The following is a 14,902-nucleotide window of genomic DNA, read 5'->3' on the forward strand; positions in this document are numbered from 1 at the left end:
ACCCGCATGTCCAACAGCGTTTTGATCATAGACGATTCGGATACCGTTCGCGAACGGATCATCCACACGCTGGAGTCGTATGAGCTGTTCTCCCGCTACCACGAGGCGGACGACGGCCTGGAGGGCTTCAAGAAGCTGCTTTCCTCCCCGGTGGATGTCATTCTCTGCGACCTGGAGATGCCCCGCATCGACGGTTTCAAATTCCTGAATATGATCAAGGCGCGCCCCGACCTGCAGGATGTGCCGGTCATCATCCTGACCGGGATGAACGATCGGGAATTGAAGCTCAAGGGGCTCGAACAGGGGGCCAGCGACTACATCACCAAGCCCTTCGATCCCGAGGAGCTGGTGGCGCGGGTCAAGGTCCATCTCAAGATCAAGCACCTGCAGGACGACCTCAAACGGACCAACGAGCTCCTGCTGGAGTTGTCCAACACCGACCACCTGACCGGCCTCTTCAACCGGCGCTACCTGATGGAGGCCCTTGAGAAGGAGTTCCAGCGCAGTCTCCGCAAGGGGGGCAACCTCTCCCTGATCATCCTCGACATCGACCATTTCAAAAAGGTCAACGACACCTACGGCCACCTGCAGGGCGATATCGTGCTGAACAAGGTGGCGCTCCAACTCCAGAAAGAGCTCCGCAGCTACGACATCGCCGCCCGCTACGGCGGCGAGGAGTTCGTCGCCCTCCTGCCGGACGCCACGCTCAAGGAGGCCCTGTTCGTTGCCGAGCGGGTTCGCCAGGCGGTCCAAGGGACCAAGTTCAACGGGGCGCTCTCTTCCCTGGCGATCACCGTCAGCATGGGGATCGCCACGCTGCCGACCCCCGAAGGCGCAACGGTCGACAACTTCATCAAGATGGCCGACGACGCCCTCTACCGGGCCAAGGCCAACGGCAGAAACCGGGTGGAATACCTCACCAACACCCTCTGAACAGGTTTTATTCGTGTCCAGTGCGCTCAGGTCACCGGCATGGCACACCACTGCGGCACCCCGGGCAGTAAACCCTACACGATCAGAAGGAGAGCTGGACATGGAGCTGACCCTCGACGAACAACGGCTGATTGCCGAATACCGCAGATTGACCGCCACGGGCAGGGATGACCTGCTGGCCTACGCAGCGTCGTTGGCGCGCCAGGCCGGGACCGAAACGAGCGGCGCTAACGATACCGCGACGAATCAGTGCCGACTGAAGCGTGCCGAGCCACACCCGGAAGCGGAGAAAACGCCCTTTTTTACCGAATAGCATCCGGGCGGCCGGACATACGCCAGCCGCAGGGCACAACCGGAATGCGGAAAAAGTATCCACTTTTTTGAACGACCCGCCGGATCTGTTGTAACCGAATGCCGATTTCTTCCGTCTTCCCTGCATTCCCTGCGGCGAAGGGGACTACCGCATGCAGCCATCACCCGTGGCGCAGCATCGGCAGCTCCAACAGCACCATCTGCCCCACCCCTTCTCGAAAAAAGGAGCATTCATGAAAATAGCCCTCCGTGTACTCATTACCCTGGCCTTCACCCTGACCGCCGTATTCCCTGCCGCGGCCGCCCCGTTCAAAAAACTGGACAAACCGCCGCTTTCGGAACGCTGGTTCGGGATCTATGTGGACAACGAGCGGGTCGGCTTCTATCGCCAGGCGATCTCCGAGGCCCCCGATGGCTACCGGATCGAGGGTGACGGCAGTGTGCGCATGAAGGTCATGGGCTTTTCCAAGGAATCGTCGATGCGCGAGACCTATCTGGTGGGCAAAGGCCTCGCCCTGCGCTCCTTCGAGGTGGAGCAGGCCATCAACGGCAGCGCCTCGCGCATCTCCGGCAAGGTTGCGAGCAACATCATGCGCATCACCAGCGTGGCCAACGGCAAGAAAACGGAAAAACAGCTCAAATACAAAGGCGAGGTCTATCCCGGACCAGTGCTCAACCTCTACCCCCTGATGCGCGACCCCTCTCCCGGCAAATCCTTCACCACCCTGACCTTTGATCCCGAGGAGGTCAAGATCAAGGAGGTCAAGATCAGCGTCCTGGGGCAGGAGAAGACGCCCGACTCCCAGCCGGCCCTCAAGTTGCGCAACAACCTGTACCCCTTCGTCAACAACGACATCTGGGTGGACGACCAGGGGAACACCCTTCGGGAATCGGTGCGGGACGGCCTGGTGATCACCAGGGCCGAGGAGCCCAAGCAGCTCGGTTCGTTTGTGGGAGGACTGGCCCTGGCCAAGAAGGACCTGATCTATGATTTCAGCCTGGTGCGTGCCGAACCGCCCATCAGGGATTCCAAGAAGCTGACCGGCCTCAGTGTGGAAATCAGCGGCTGGAACGACAATCTGCCGCTCCGGCGGGATGGCGGCCAGACGGTCGAGAAGAGCGGCGAGGGCAGGATCGTCATCAAAACCGGGGGGGCCGTTCCGGAAACGGCGGCCCAGGGCAAACCGGCGACTCCCCAGGAGAGCTACCTGAAACCGGCGGAGAAGATCGAATCCGATGCGCCGGAGATCGCGGCCAAGGCCAAGGAACTTGCAACCGGCAAGAAGGAACCGCTGGAGATCGCCAGGACGCTGGCCTCATGGACCTCCGACTGGCTGCATGACACGGTGGAAGACGGGGGGGGCGCGCTTGCCAGCTTCAAATCCCGCAACGGCAACTGCCAGACCCATGCCCGTCTCTACACGGCCCTGGCCCGGGCGGCCGGCATCCCGACCCGTTTCGTGTCGGGGCTGGTCTACCTGGACGGCAAGGGCTTCCTCTACCACAGTTGGGCCGAGAGCCTGCTGAACGGGCGCTGGGTGGCCATCGATCCGACCTATGACCAAGTGCCGGCCGACCCGACCCACCTGAAGCTCTTGGAAGGGCACCTGCCGGAGGATATGGCGCCGATCATCACCATCATCGGCAGGATTCACCTCAAGGTGCTGGAAGCCAAGTACTAAGAGGTTGTTGATAACCCCAGGTTGTTCAAAAATAGTCAGATCGTCGCCTCCGCGAGACAAGCCCCGCGGAGGCCCTCACCCGGCCTTTGGCCACCCTCTCCCGGAGGGAGAGGGTAACGGTATCCCTTCTCCCTTTGGGAGAAGGACAGGATGAGGGGCGCTACGCCGCACAATTTCACTCGTGAAATTGGACCGCGAAGGCGCCCGAAGGGTGAGGCCAAAGGCCTCAGTCACAAGGCGGCTTTCGAGGATGAAGGCCTGATGGCTGTTTTTCAACAACCTGCTAAAGGTCGAACCCGCAGTAGGAGAGATTGAAGCTCTTGTTGCAGATGGGGAAATCGGATATCTGCCCGCCACGCAACGCCATGGCCAGGCCGGACCAGTTGTGGAACGAGGGGTCCGTGACCTTGTAGCGCAGGAATTTTCCCGCCCCATCGGTGATGGCCACGTGGCAGACCTCGCCACGCCATCCCTCGACCAGCGCCACGGCCAGACGCCCCTTCCCCACCTGCCCGCAGGCCGACAGGCAGTCGCCCCCCGGCAGCGAACCGAGCCGGTCAAGGCAGAACTCCATCGAGACCTGGGACTCCTTCCAGCGCACCAGCGCCCGGGCCAGGACATCCCCCCCCGGTTCTACGCACACGGGCGGATGAAACGACCGGTAGAGGCCGAATGGGTGGTCGTGGCGCACGTCCCGCACGATGCCGCAGGCCCGTACCGCCGGTCCGACCAACCCGAGGGCCAGGGCGTCGTCGCTGCCGACCCGACCGGTCTTTTCAAACCGCGCCATGACCGAGGGTGAGTCCCACAGCAACTCCACCGCCCCGCCGTAGTCCCGTCTCGCCTCCTCCAGACGTCGCGCCAGTTCGGCCGCCTGGCCCGGCTCGCAACCGAAGTACGTACCGCCCGGCCGCACCAGCCCCCGCCCGAAGCGACTGCCGCACAACAGGGCGGTCATGTTGAGAAAATCCCCCCTGATCCTGCCGCAGAAGGACATGGTCGGCAGAAAGCCCACATCCCCGGCCAACGCCCCCAGGTCGCCGCAATGATTGGCCAGCCGTTCCAGTTCCAGGGCAACGGCCCGGATGGCCTCGGCCTGGGGAGGCGGCGCCATGCCGGCCAATCCTTCCCGGATCATGGCATAGGCCGTGGCATGGCCGATGGTAGTGTCGCCGGCAATGGTCTCCATCTGGGCCATGGAGGCGGCCCGGGGGCCGTTGACCAGCGCCCGTTCGATGCCCCGGTGCTGATATCCCAGGGCGATCTCCAGGTGGAATACCGTCTCGCCGTGGCACTGGAAACGGAAATGCCCCGGTTCGATGATGCCGGCATGCACCGGACCCACGGCAACCTCGTGGACCTCCTCCCCGCCGATGCGGTAGAAGTCCCCCACGCCGGGCAGGATCGGCTCGTCCTTTCCCCGTCCCCAGGCATCCCGGGCCCGATCGAGCGACCGTTGGTAACGCACCGGCTTGAACCAGGGGTGGTCGTCCACCGGGATGCCGCACTGTTCGGCGATCTCCCGTTCGAACAGATGCGCTTCGGGGCAGACAGGGGTAATGCTGGGCAGGCGCCCTTCCACCCACGAGCGGAAGACGCCCAGGCGCCCCAGGCTCCCCGCCAGGATGCACCACAGGTCAACCCCCTCCCGTTCAGGCACGCCGAAGTAGGAGGCGATGCGCCATCCCATGCCGGTAAGATCCACGATCCCCTGGAGAAAGACCTCCAGCGCCGTCTCCGGCACATCCTTCACCAGGATGCTCTCGCCGTTTGCCAGGGTATTCAGCATGCTGTCGTCGCTCATCGGGCGACCTCCAGGAGCGCCGCGGCGGCGTTCACCAGCCGGTACAGCGGCTGCGGCAGCCAGACCCCCACCACGCCCAGGATCGTCAGCAGCGCCAGGGGCGGGCCGACCAGAAGGGGCGTATCACGGTATTTCGTCCGCTCCCGGTTCCTGGGAGGTTCGCCGAAGACCACCGGCAGCACGGTCATGGCCATCCCCAGGAAGGCCACCATCAGCAGCACCGCCAGCAGCCATCCCACCAGCGGATACCCCTGGGTGAATGCGGCGACAAAGAAGGAGTATTCGCTGGAGAAGATGAGGAAGGGGGGCGAACCGGTCATGGCGAGAAACCCGGCCAGGAACAGAGCGCCGCTCCACGGGGCGCGCCTGAGGGTTCCGCGGGCGCTGTCCCGGTTCTTGGAGGCAAAGGCCCGGTGAATGTTGCCGGCCGCCAGAAAGAGGACCCCCTTGGCCAGGCCGTTGCCGATCAGGTGCAGCATGGCGCCGTAGAGCGCCTTGCCCCCCAGCCCCAGCGCCACGGCGAACAGCCCCATGTGTTCGACGCTGGAATAGGCCAGCATGCGTTTGAAGTCGGTCTGGTGCACCAGAAAGGCGGCAGCCGTGAAGAGCGACAGGAGCCCGATCCCCAGCAGCGCGGCGCGGTAAAAATGCACATCCCCCGAGGACAGGCAGATCTGGTAGATGCGGATCAGCCCGATAAAGCCGCAGTTGGCCAGGCCTCCGGCCAGCATGGCCCCCACCAGCCCCGGCGCCTCGCCGTAGGCGTCCGGTTTCCAGGTGTGCAGCGGCGCCAGCCCCATCTTGGTCCCATACCCCACCAGCAGGAAGACAAAGGCCGCATCGAGCCATCCGGCCGGCAGGCGGGGCGCATACCCCTGGAGCGGTTCCAGCAGGAGCGACGGCGGGAGTCCGGCCACCACCGTGGAATAGGCCAGGAAGAAGATGCCCAGAAGCGCCAGGGCGATGCCGACCGAGCAGATCAGCATGTACTTCCAGGTCGCCTCGATGGAGCGGGCGTTGCGGTTGAAGTAGACCAGCGGGGCCATGGAGAGGGTGGTGGTCTCGATGGCCAGCCACAAAAGCCCCATGTGGTGGACCCCCGCCGCCAGGGACATGGCGGCGAGACAGACCTGCATCCCCATGCAGAGCACCCGGTTGTTCCGTTCCCGGCGGTAGTGCAGGTAACTGACCGAATAGAAGGCGCAGGCCGCGAAGAGCGCCGACACCTCAAGCAGGAACAGCTTGCCTATGGCGTCCAGATCGATCCATTCGTTGCGGGACTGGAGCGGCGGGGCGGCGACGATGGCCACGACGAGGGCCAGGTGCAGGCAGGCCGTCACCGGCATCACCCAGGGGCGCTTCACGTTGGAGGGGATCAGCCAGGCGATCAGGGCTCCCGCCACCGGGATGAGGACCAGGAGGGTAAACAGCGCCATTACTCTTCCTCCCGCAGGGCGGTCATGCGGCTGGTGTCGATGGATGAGAATTCACGGCCGATCTGGTTGATGATGATCCCCATGACGAAGATGCCGGCGATCAGGTCCAGGAGCGCCCCCGCCTCCACCATCAGCGGCATGGCTTCCGTCAGGAGCAGGCCGAAGATGAAGATGCCGTTCTCCAGCATCAGGTAGCCGATGACCTGGTTGATGGCCTTGCGGCGGCTGGCAAGGGCGATGAACCCGGCCAGAATGGTGGCCAACGCCGCCGGCACGGTCAACAGCTCCTGGTGGTGGGGGGCCAATGGGAGCCGTGCGGCGAAGACGAACGCCATCACGGTGGCCACGGCGCCGGCGATGACATTGCCGGCATAACCGAGAAACGGCGGCAGGTCCTCGCTGAATTCGATCTTGCTGAGGGCGCCGAAGAGCAGCCAGGGGATGCAGACCCCCTTTGCCAGCACCACAAACAGAGTGATCAACAGGATATGCCCCTGCACCGGGTGGATCAGGAGCGGCATCATCCCCAGGACGACCCCCTGGACGGCAATGGCGCGGATGGCGACACGGGCCCGGTGGGTCCCCAGGATGAGGATGTTGATCAGCAGCACCAGCACGAGCAATTGGTCGGCAAAGGAACTCATAACCTCACCTTACTACCAGGACCATGGCAAAAGCCGCCATGACGCAGGCCGCCAGGAGCATCTGGGGCACGCGGGTCAGCCGGAGGCGGGCCATGCAGGATTCCACCACGCCGATGACAACCGCCAGAAGGATCATGGAGATCACGAAAACAAGCCAGTCCAGATACGGATCGGCATCCCGCAACGGCAGGGCCACATGGAGAAAAAGGGCGGAAAGGATCGAGAGCTTGAGCGCCGCGCCGTAGGTGATCATGCCGAAGGCGGGGCCGCTGTGGTCCAGCACCAGCACCTCGTGGATCATGGTCAGTTCCAGGTGGGTGGTCGGGTCGTCGAAGGGGATGCGGCAGTTCTCGGCCAGGAGGACCATGAACAGGCCCGCCACCAAGAGGATCAGTGAGGCGCCGGAGGCCAGCCAGAGGGTGGTGGAGCTGTGGGTCAGGATGCCGGCCAGGGAGAGCGAGCCGGAGAGGCGCGACAGCACGAGGAGGGTGATCAGCAGCACCGGCTCGGCCAGGCAGGAGAAGGTCACCTCGCGGGCGGCGCCCATCCCCTCGAAGCTGGAACCGGTGTCCAGGGCCGCGGCCGTGGTGAAGAAACGCCCCAGGGCCAGCAGGTACACGAACAGGAGCATGTCGCCGTTGAACGAGAGGGGGGGAGCGTGGTTGCCTAAGGGGATAAACAGGGCGGCGGCCAGGGTTGCGGCCAGGGTCACTAGCGGGCCGGCCCGGAACACCCAGGTGGTGGTGCGGCTGAAGACCGTGCCCTTGCGCAGCAGGCGGTAGAGGTCGTAATAGGGTTGGAGCAGCGGCGCACCGGTACGGCCCGCAAAGGCGGCCTTGGTGCGGTTGATCACCCCCGGCAGCAGGGGGGGGATGAGGATGATCAGTACGAGATGGATCAGGAGATCAATCACCCGAATGTGTTCCTCCCGTTGCGATGCTGGTGCCCTGTGCGGCCGGTATTCAGGGTGCTAACGGCGGCCGCGGCGCCTGCCGCTCCCCTCCCGGGCATGGCGGAACTCCCAGGGCGGTTGCGGGTTGGCGTCCCGCCAGAGCCCTTTATGCCGGGCACGGGCCAACTCCTCCACGCCGATATACTCCGAGGCGTACGGCCCCTGCAGATACTGGCGGTAGGCCCAGGCCATACCTTCAGCCACCATGTCCCGGTTGATGTCACGGCCGCCGTAGCGGATGACCGCCACCGTGCGGCGGTACTGGTCCACATCCATGACCTCCACGGAAACCTGGCGTCCCATGATCTTGTACATCAGGGTCCGCCGGGAGATCTCCCCGAAGGGTTGCCCGGGGCTGTCCGGCTTGGTGGTTTCAGGGGCATCGATGCCGTACAGGCGCACCTTGAGCCGGCTATCCTCCCGCGTGGCCAGCAACACCGTATCGCCATCGTAGACCGCCCGCACCATCCCGTCGATGATGCGGCCCGCATGGGCATCGGCACCCACCGACAGAAACAGCGCAAGGACGGTGAAAAACCGTTTCATCGAAATCACACCAGTTCCGCAGCGTAGTTGAACTCCGTCGTGCCGGGGATCTCGCGCCCCGCCTTGAAGGCCGCCAGGATCTCGTTCCAACTCTCCCGGGGCGCCTGGCGCAGGTCGATCACATAGGAGCCGCACCCCGCCCGGCGCAGCTCGCCGTGGCGGGCGGTCAGGGAATAGGGTGTGGCGGCGGAGATGGTCTGGAGGCCGTCCCGACTGGTGACACTATACGCCTCTCCCCGGTCCGAGTGAAGCGGAATGTTGCTGTGCACGTCCTTGATGCGGATCTTGGTGGTCATGACCGGCAGCGGCGCATAGGCGATCACCCGCCGCTCCACGTCGATCCCCGCGGCCAAAAGCTCCGCCAGGTTGGCGGCGTCGTCCTCGATATAGAGGGTGCAGGCCTCGGCCCCCAACTCCTGCCAGGCGGCCAGGGCCTGGCTGTTGAGGGTAAAACAGCGGTGCCAGGTGGAGATGCGCAGGTCCGCCAGCCCCTTGAACAGGTGGAAGTGGGAGAGGTTGGCCGCCTCGAAGCGCCGGAATCCGGCCTGGTGCAGCTGGCGCAGGGTATCGCGGTACAGGGGCATGTCCCGGTCGAAGATCATGAAGGGGAGTTGCCAGATCACGCGTTCCTCACAGCCGCGCATGCGGGGGACAACCCCGGGAAGCTGGTGGATGGCCGCCCGGGAGAGCGGCAGAATCGTGGCATCGGCGCCGCTTTGCAGCGGGAAACGCCACTCCTTGGGCTGGTCCATGACTACCGCCAGGGTTTCCTTGGGAGCGGCGTGGGGGGAGCCGGCGCGAAATGCCGCCACATCGCGCAGGGCCGCCGCCCGGGCTGCGGCGATCCGCTCCCGGAACCCGGTGGAAAGCGCCTCGTCCAACTGCCGGTAGAACTGCCGCCGCACCTCCTTGAAGGTGGCCGACGGTATCAGCACCGCCGGAAAGCCGGGGGCCTCCAGCGCTTCCAGCAGAAAAGGGGTCTCGCCGGTCCTGGCGAACTGCCCCTGGAGCACCGCCTGCATGTCGCCGCTGCGGGCCGGCTCCAACGGGCCAAGGGGGAATTGGAACGGGTACGGCACGCCGCCGACCTCGGCCTCCAGGTGCATGACGCCATCGCGCAGGGCGACCCGCAACCGGCACGGCACCTTGTCCCGCTGCACCGACTCCAGCCGCCGCAGACAGGCGTTTTCGCTCAGGGTGAAGGCCTCGCGGGAAGAGACCTTGTAGACCGCATCCCCGGCCGTGAAACGGAAAGGCGTTTCCACCTCCACCACGCTCCCCGCCTTGGCCTCCATCACCTTCTTGCGCCCCACGAACAGCTCGCGCACGGTCCACGCCTGGCCGGCCATATCGCTCTTGGGCTGGGCCCGCAGCCGATCCCCCACATACAGGGCGTCCCGACTCTCGAAGGTCAGGCGGTTGCCCTTGACAGACTTGATCTGGCCGACGAAACGCCCGGTCCCCCCCTTCTGCCACGGGTTGGCGATATCGTCCGGTTGCTGGGAGGCCAGAAAACCCTTGGTCGGGGTGCGGCCGAAAGAGTATTTCAGGATCTCCTTGGCGGCGCCCAGCGCCTCCTTGCGGGACCGTTCCGGCGCATCCAGCACCAGGCGGTAGGCCTCCACCACGCTGGCCACGTACTCGGCCGATTTCATGCGTCCCTCGATCTTGAGGGATTTCACCCCGGCCTTGGCCAGTTCCGGCAGCATGTCGATGGCCGACAGGTCGCTGGTGGAAAAGTAATGCCCCTCTTTGCCGCGATGGTTGTACAGGCGGCGGCAGGGCTGGGCGCAGCGCCCCCGGTTGCCGCTGTGCCCTCCCAGGTAGGAGGAGAAGAAGCACTGCCCCGAGACGGAGAAGCAGAGGGCGCCGTGGATGAAGGTCTCGATCTCCACCGGCGTGGCCGCGGCAATGGCCGCCACCTCGTCCAGGGCCAGTTCGCGGGCCAGTACCGCCCGCTGGAATCCCAGCTCCTCCAGCATCTTGACACCGGCCGTGTTGTGGATGGTCAGCTGGGTCGAGGCGTGAAGCGGTATGGTGGGAAAGTGGCGGCGGATCAGTCGGGCCACGGCCAAATCCTGGAGGATTACCCCGTCCACCCGCATCCCCGCCAGGGCGGCCAGGGTCTCCACCAGTTGCGGCAACTCCTTCTCATTCACCAGGGTGTTGAGGGTGATATAGATCCGCCGGCCGTGGCCATGGGCATAGGCCAGCATCCGTTCCATCTGCCCCAGGGTGAAGTTCTTGGCCCGGGCCCGGGCGGAGAAATCGCGCATGCCGGCATAGACCGCGTCGGCACCTTTTTCCATGGCGGCAAAGAAGGATTCCAGAGACCCGGCCGGGGCCAGGAGTTCGGGTTTTTGTGGTGAAATAGACATTTGGTTCCTTAGACCTAAGAGAATAGTTTACCACAAAGACACAAAGTACACATAGTTACACAAATAATGATTCCAGCTAGTTATATGACAATTCCATAATTGGCTGGACTCTCCTTTTGCGTGAGTACCTTTTCGCCGTTAACTCTGTGAATCCTTTGTGCTCTTTGTGGTGAATAACTACCGTCTTTAGGTTAAACAGAAAACGCCCCATGAAGGGGCGCTCCGACGTTACCTGAAAAACGTGAGTTTTGTGCAAGGTCAAGGCTGCCCGAAGACTTGCTCAAGGCTTGCGCACAAGGCACGTTCTCATTCATTACTTCTCAACGAGTATCCGCAACATGCGCCGCAGCGGCTCCGCCGCCCCCCAGAGGAGCTGATCGCCGCAGGTGAAGGCCTGCAGGTAGTGGGGTCCCATCCGCATCTTGCGCACGCGGCCGACCGGAACCGTCAGGGTGCCGGAGACCGCAGCCGGGGTGAGCTGGGCCAGGGTGTCGGCCTTGGTGTTGGGCACCAGTTTGGCCCACTGGTTGTCGTTGGCGATCAACTGCTCGATGTCGGCCAGCGGCACGTCCTTATTCAGCTTGATGGTCAACGCCTGGCTGTGGCAGCGCATGGCGCCGACCCGCACGCAGATGCCGTCCACCGGGATCGGCGCGGTCGTGCCCAGGATCTTGTTGGTCTCGGCAAACCCTTTCCACTCCTCGCGGCTCTGGCCGTCCTCCACCTCCTTGTCGATCCAGGGGAGCACGCTCCCGGCCAGGGGGTAGCCGAACTCCTTCTTGGGCAGGGCGTCGCTGCGCAGGGTGGCGGTCACCTTCCGGTCGATCTCCAGAATGGCCGACGAGGGGTCCTTGAGCAGGTGCGCGACCGAATCGTGCAGGGCCCCCTTCTGGGCCAGGAGTTCGCGCATGTTGGGAGCGCCGGCGCCGGAAGCCGCCTGGTAGGTCATGGAGGTGAGCCATTCCACCAGCCCGGCCCGGAACAGCCCCCCCAGCCCCATGAGCATCAGGCTGACGGTGCAGTTGCCGCCGATGAAGTCCTTCTGCCCCTTGGCCAGGGCACGATCGATGACGTTGCGGTTGACCGGGTCGAGGACGATGACCGCCTCCGGCTCCATGCGCAGGGTACTGGCCGCGTCGATCCAGTAGCCGCTCCACCCCTGTTTGCGCAACTCCGGGTGGACCGCCTTGGTGTAGTCCCCCCCCTGGCAGGTGAGGATGACGTCGAGCTTCTTCAACTCGGCCATATCGTCGGCGCTCTTGAGGGTGCCGGCGTCCATGGGGGCCGGCTGCCCGGCCTGGGACGTGGAGAAGAACACCGGCTCGATGCCGGTAGCGAAATCACCTTCCTCCTGCATCCGCTGCATGAGGACCGAACCGACCATACCGCGCCAACCGACGATTCCGACTTTCATAGTCTGTTCCTTTTTTCCGAAGATGTGATTAGTTACACCTGAATACGTGACGACTGAACAATGGAACGAGCGACATGTCGGGGCCCAACGCCGCCCATTCAGCGTCATGCCTGCTTTGCCGTGCGTCCTCCGCTACGGCGGAGACACGGCCGGCAATGCCTGGACTGAGGCATGATAAGCGAGAGGAGCCGGTCAGGCGTCACGGATTCAGGTTACAGTGCCGCAATGACGGCGTCGCCGATCTCCTTCGTGTTCACCAGCTTTTCGCCCGCCTTCTTCTGGTAGATGTCGCGGGTGCGGAACCCCTGGTCCAGCACCGTGGCCACGGCGTTGTCGATGGCGTCGGCCGCCTCGACCATGCCGAAGGAGAAGCGGAGCATCATGCCCGCCGAGAGGATCTGGGCGATGGGGTTGGCGATCCCCTGACCGGCGATGTCCGGGGCCGAGCCGCCGGACGGCTCGTACATGCCGAAGCTGCCTTCGGCCAGGGACGCGGAGGGGAGCATGCCCAGGGAGCCGGTCAGCATGGCCGCCTCGTCGGAAAGGATGTCGCCGAACATGTTCTCGCACAGGATCACGTCGAACTGCTTGGGCCAGCGCACCAGCTGCATGGCGGCGTTGTCCACATACATGTGGGACAGCTCAACGTCCGGGTATTCCTTGGCGATGGTCGTGACGATCTCGCGCCACAGCACCGAGCTGGAGAGGACGTTGGCCTTGTCGATGGAGCAGACCTTCTTGCCCCGCTTGCGGGCCGCCTGGAAGGCCACGTGGGCGATGCGCTCGATCTCCGGCACGGAGTAGCGCATGGTATCCACGCCGATCCGGTCCCGGCCGCTCCCCTCGATCCCCTTGGGCTGGGAGAAGTAGATGCCGCCGGTCAACTCGCGGATGACCAGGACGTTGAAGCCCCCCCCGATGACCTCCTCCTTGAGCGACGACGCGCCGGTCAGGGACGGGAAGATGATGGCCGGCCGCAGGTTGGCGTAGAGGCCGAAGATCTTGCGCAGGGGGAGCAGCGCGCCGCGCTCCGGTTGCTCGTCGGGCGGCAGGGTCTCCCACTTCGGCCCGCCCACCGAACCGAACAGGATGGCGTCGCTGGCCCGGCAGATGCTCACCGTGGTTTCCGGCAGGGCCTTGCCCTCGTTGTCGATGCCGGCCCCGCCCACATTGGCGTGGGTCCGCTCGAAGGTCACCTGATATTTCTTTTCAATGGCGTCCAAAACCCGCAGCGCCTCGGCCATCACCTCCGGTCCGATGCCGTCACCCGGCAGAACCGCTATCTTATACGCCTGTGCCATGTAAATCTCCTCTGTAAGTCTCTGTAGTATACTAATTTCCATACCCCTGTTTTGTCAACAGCGGGTATCCAGTAAGTGCCCCGAGCGGCAACAAAACGGGGCGGTTTCGCAACCGCCCCGGCCTTGTCCATCCACTCGTCAGGATGTATGCAGCTGTGCGGCTCGGGCCCTTAGATACCCGCCTTGGTCTTGAGAATCGCTGCCTTGTCGGTCTTCTCCCAGCTGAATTCGGGCAGTTCACGACCGAAGTGCCCATAGGCGGCGGTCTTCTTGTAAATCGGGCGGAGCAGGTCGAGCTGTTCGATGATGGCGCGGGGGCGCATGTCGAATACCTCGCGCACCAGTTCCGCCAAACGGTCTTCGCTCACCTTGCCGGTGCCGAAGGTATGCACCATGATGGAGACCGGCTGGGCCACGCCGATGGCATAGGCCACCTGCACCTCGCACCGTTCGCACAGGCCGGCGGCCACCAGGTTCTTGGCCACGTAGCGTCCCATGTAGGCCGCCGAGCGGTCCACCTTGGAGGGGTCCTTGCCGGAGAAGGCGCCGCCGCCGTGACGCCCCATGCCGCCGTAGGTATCGACGATGATCTTGCGGCCGGTCAGACCGCAGTCGCCCATGGGGCCGCCCACCACGAACCGGCCGGTGGGGTTGATGAAGTAGCGGGTATCGGCATCCAGCAGTTCGGCCGGGATGACCTTCTTGACCACCTCGGCGATCACCCGCTCCTCGATCTCCTTGTGGGTCACGTCGGGGGTATGCTGGGTGGAGATGACCACCGTGTCGATGCGGTTCGGCTTGCCGTCCACGTATTCGACCGAAACCTGGGATTTGGAGTCGGGGCGGAGGAAGTTCAACTGGCCGGATTTGCGCACTAAGGCCAGCTTTGCCACCAGTTCGTGGGCCAGCTGGATCGGCATCGGCATCAGTTCCGGGGTCTCGTTGCAGGCGTAACCGAACATGAGCCCCTGGTCGCCGGCGCCCTGTTCCTTGTGCAGGCCGGCGCCCTCGTTGACCCCCTGGGCGATGTCGGGCGACTGCCGGTCGACGGAAACCAGCACCGCGCAGGTGTCGGCGTCGAAGCCCATTTCGGAGTCGGTGTAGCCGATCTCCTTGATGGTGTTGCGCACGATCTCGGAGTAGTTGATCACGGCGTTGGTGGTAATCTCTCCGGCGATAACCGCCATGCCGGTGGTCACCAGGGTTTCGCAGGCCACGCGGGCCGTCTTGTCCTGGGCAAGGATGGCATCGAGGATGGCATCGGAGACCTGATCGGCGACCTTATCGGGATGACCTTCGGATACCGACTCTGAGGTGAATATGAATTTTTCGGACATGAAACGGAACTCCTCTCTGATGGCAATTATTGCTCTCTCAAGCCCTGGAACCGACGGATCGGAACCCATACTGAAATACTCGCCGAATGAACCTGTTAATTTATAAATATGTATCTGTTTTGTCAAGCAAAGATAGTCCGGCTTCATTCCGTTTGACTCGCAC

12 protein-coding genes are annotated in these 14,902 nt (G+C 64.0%); 3 read left to right on the forward strand and 9 right to left on the reverse strand.

What is annotated here, in order from left to right; all coding sequences use genetic code 11:
• Positions 1–6 precede the first annotated feature (6 nt).
• From F6V30_RS01690 to F6V30_RS01700, 3 genes are all read left to right on the forward strand, one after another.
• Complete coding sequence (locus F6V30_RS01690; protein ID WP_151154789.1) at positions 7–933, forward strand: diguanylate cyclase; 927 nt, start codon at positions 7–9, stop codon at positions 931–933.
• A 100-nt stretch (positions 934–1,033) separates the two neighbouring features.
• The gene (locus F6V30_RS01695) at positions 1,034–1,246 is read left to right on the forward strand and encodes a hypothetical protein (RefSeq protein ID WP_151154790.1); all 213 of its coding nucleotides are present in this window, start codon (positions 1,034–1,036) and stop codon (positions 1,244–1,246) included.
• A 232-nt stretch (positions 1,247–1,478) separates the two neighbouring features.
• A complete protein-coding gene (locus tag F6V30_RS01700; RefSeq protein ID WP_151154791.1) occupies positions 1,479–2,927 on the forward strand; it encodes a transglutaminase-like domain-containing protein in 1,449 nt (482 codons plus the stop codon).
• 283 nt (positions 2,928–3,210) lie between these two features.
• Here F6V30_RS01700 and F6V30_RS01705 read toward each other — a convergent pair whose 3' ends face one another.
• The 9 genes from F6V30_RS01705 to metK all read right to left on the reverse strand — a co-directional run bounded on the left by F6V30_RS01705 (position 3,211) and on the right by metK (position 14,739).
• Positions 3,211–4,731 (reverse strand): hydrogenase large subunit, encoded by a 1,521-nt coding sequence (locus F6V30_RS01705; RefSeq protein WP_151154792.1) that lies wholly within the window; start codon positions 4,729–4,731, stop codon positions 3,211–3,213.
• The gene (locus tag F6V30_RS01710) at positions 4,728–6,161 is read right to left on the reverse strand and encodes a proton-conducting transporter transmembrane domain-containing protein (RefSeq protein ID WP_151156380.1); all 1,434 of its coding nucleotides are present in this window, start codon (positions 6,159–6,161) and stop codon (positions 4,728–4,730) included. Before F6V30_RS01710 ends, F6V30_RS01705 begins: the two co-directional genes overlap by 4 nt.
• A gap of 5 nt (positions 6,162–6,166) precedes the next feature.
• The gene (locus F6V30_RS01715) at positions 6,167–6,811 is read right to left on the reverse strand and encodes a hydrogenase (protein ID WP_151154793.1); all 645 of its coding nucleotides are present in this window, start codon (positions 6,809–6,811) and stop codon (positions 6,167–6,169) included.
• A gap of 4 nt (positions 6,812–6,815) precedes the next feature.
• Positions 6,816–7,724, reverse strand: coding sequence for a respiratory chain complex I subunit 1 family protein (locus F6V30_RS01720; protein ID WP_151154794.1), 909 nt, complete (start codon positions 7,722–7,724; stop codon positions 6,816–6,818).
• Between the two features lie 57 nt (positions 7,725–7,781).
• A complete protein-coding gene (locus F6V30_RS01725; protein WP_151154795.1) occupies positions 7,782–8,309 on the reverse strand; it encodes a thermonuclease family protein in 528 nt (175 codons plus the stop codon).
• A 5-nt stretch (positions 8,310–8,314) separates the two neighbouring features.
• Entirely contained in the window at positions 8,315–10,687 is a 2,373-nt protein-coding gene (locus F6V30_RS01730) for a peptidase U32 family protein (protein ID WP_151154796.1), read from the reverse strand.
• 313 nt (positions 10,688–11,000) lie between these two features.
• Positions 11,001–12,101, reverse strand: a complete 1,101-nt coding sequence (gene asd / locus F6V30_RS01735; protein ID WP_151154797.1) for an aspartate-semialdehyde dehydrogenase — start codon at positions 12,099–12,101, stop codon at positions 11,001–11,003.
• A gap of 212 nt (positions 12,102–12,313) precedes the next feature.
• Positions 12,314–13,402, reverse strand: a complete 1,089-nt coding sequence (leuB, locus tag F6V30_RS01740) for a 3-isopropylmalate dehydrogenase (RefSeq protein ID WP_151154798.1) — start codon at positions 13,400–13,402, stop codon at positions 12,314–12,316.
• Positions 13,403–13,572: 170 nt separating this feature from the next.
• Positions 13,573–14,739, reverse strand: a complete 1,167-nt coding sequence (metK, locus tag F6V30_RS01745) for a methionine adenosyltransferase (protein WP_151154799.1) — start codon at positions 14,737–14,739, stop codon at positions 13,573–13,575.
• Positions 14,740–14,902: the final 163 nt, after the last annotated feature.

The sequence above is a fragment of the Oryzomonas sagensis genome, from assembly GCF_008802355.1.
Taxonomy (GTDB): Bacteria; Desulfobacterota; Desulfuromonadia; order Geobacterales; family Pseudopelobacteraceae; genus Oryzomonas; species Oryzomonas sagensis.

Coding starts and splice junctions, on each gene's coding strand:
- metK (WP_151154799.1), bottom strand. CDS start 14,739: ATGTCCGAAAAATTCATATTCACCTCAGAGTCGGTATCCGAAGGTCAT.
- leuB (WP_151154798.1), bottom strand. CDS start 13,402: ATGGCACAGGCGTATAAGATAGCGGTTCTGCCGGGTGACGGCATCGGA.
- F6V30_RS01695 (WP_151154790.1), top strand. CDS start 1,034: ATGGAGCTGACCCTCGACGAACAACGGCTGATTGCCGAATACCGCAGA.
- F6V30_RS01690 (WP_151154789.1), top strand. CDS start 7: ATGTCCAACAGCGTTTTGATCATAGACGATTCGGATACCGTTCGCGAA.
- F6V30_RS01715 (WP_151154793.1), bottom strand. CDS start 6,811: ATGAGTTCCTTTGCCGACCAATTGCTCGTGCTGGTGCTGCTGATCAAC.
- F6V30_RS01725 (WP_151154795.1), bottom strand. CDS start 8,309: ATGAAACGGTTTTTCACCGTCCTTGCGCTGTTTCTGTCGGTGGGTGCC.
- asd (WP_151154797.1), bottom strand. CDS start 12,101: ATGAAAGTCGGAATCGTCGGTTGGCGCGGTATGGTCGGTTCGGTCCTC.
- F6V30_RS01730 (WP_151154796.1), bottom strand. CDS start 10,687: ATGTCTATTTCACCACAAAAACCCGAACTCCTGGCCCCGGCCGGGTCT.
- F6V30_RS01700 (WP_151154791.1), top strand. CDS start 1,479: ATGAAAATAGCCCTCCGTGTACTCATTACCCTGGCCTTCACCCTGACC.
- F6V30_RS01705 (WP_151154792.1), bottom strand. CDS start 4,731: ATGAGCGACGACAGCATGCTGAATACCCTGGCAAACGGCGAGAGCATC.